The 1,048-nt window shown below is 34.4% G+C and carries 2 protein-coding genes; both read right to left on the bottom strand.

Annotated features, from left to right (window positions below):
- A partial coding sequence (locus JI666_RS20930) for a VOC family protein (protein WP_524535777.1) occupies positions 1-206 on the bottom strand: 206 nt, incomplete at its 3' end.
- 155 nt (positions 207-361) lie between these two features.
- A complete protein-coding gene (locus JI666_RS20935; RefSeq protein ID WP_206895014.1) occupies positions 362-787 on the bottom strand; it encodes an NUDIX hydrolase in 426 nt (141 codons plus the stop codon).
- Between the last annotated feature and the right edge of the window lie 261 nt (positions 788-1,048).

The raw sequence follows: 1,048 nt of genomic DNA on the forward strand, positions 1-1,048 counted from the left end.
CCAAAAGGGTAAGATAACTTCCCAGTATCCCAGTGACCATTTACTTCTTCTATCATTATCTGACAATCACTTAATGATAATAAAGCGAACTTGTCCTCTAGTCGCTCATATTCAATTTTGAAAGTAAGAATTTCTAAATAGAATTCTAAACTTCGTTCAATATTTGAAACCGAAAGCTCAGGTATTAATGCATTTAGTTGGTGCAAAGTAGCTTCCTCCGTTATTCTATAATCTTCCACATTAGCTCCGAGATTATGGAACAATGGACTCAATTCAATATTCTTGAGTTGCCCCCTATAGAGAAAGACTTGATTTCGAGATATTTAAGATGATTAGAAGCTCTTCATATGGTTCAATACTTTTAGTTAAAAACAAGGTTCAAATAATCTCCATGACCTCTTATAAGTTCAACCTCATTTGCAGATGAAATCCAAAAAAAATGAAAAGTCAGCCCTTCTTCTTCTTCCCCACCTGTTGGTTTGTAGCCCCATTCATCTGGAACATTTGATACAGTTATTTTATAAAAAAATCTGTTATGTATTACACCGTCATCATTCTTCCATAAATCTTCAGCAAGTAGTTGTTCCACATGAAAGTTTCTTAATCCTGTTTCTTCTTCCATTTCTCTTACAACTGCATGTTGAGTGGGTTCTCCAGGCTGGACCGTCCCCTTTGGTATTTGTATCCCTGCTTCAGCAATAGAATGTTGAAATACTAATACCTGTGTCTTACCTTCTTTTTGTCTTGTTACATATCCATATGCTTTTTTAATAGGTGTCACTTTCATCTCTCCTCCCATGAGCTACTAAAACAGTTGAGTTATTGAAAAAGCGACCGTCTATATTGAACAATCGCTCCGATTTTCTGGAGGAATAATATATATTTTTGCTTTTATTTAAACTACCTTCGTTTTCCGTCATATTTGGCTCTAACTTTTATTAAGATTATTAGATATGTATAAACGGGAATTAATATAAACCATATAAATTCAGGATCTGGTATATTAAATCCGTACCACAATACGATCCCAGCTAGCGTATAAACAACG

Source organism: Bacillus sp. NTK071, from assembly GCF_017303315.1.
GTDB lineage: Bacteria > Bacillota > Bacilli > Bacillales > Guptibacillaceae > Guptibacillus.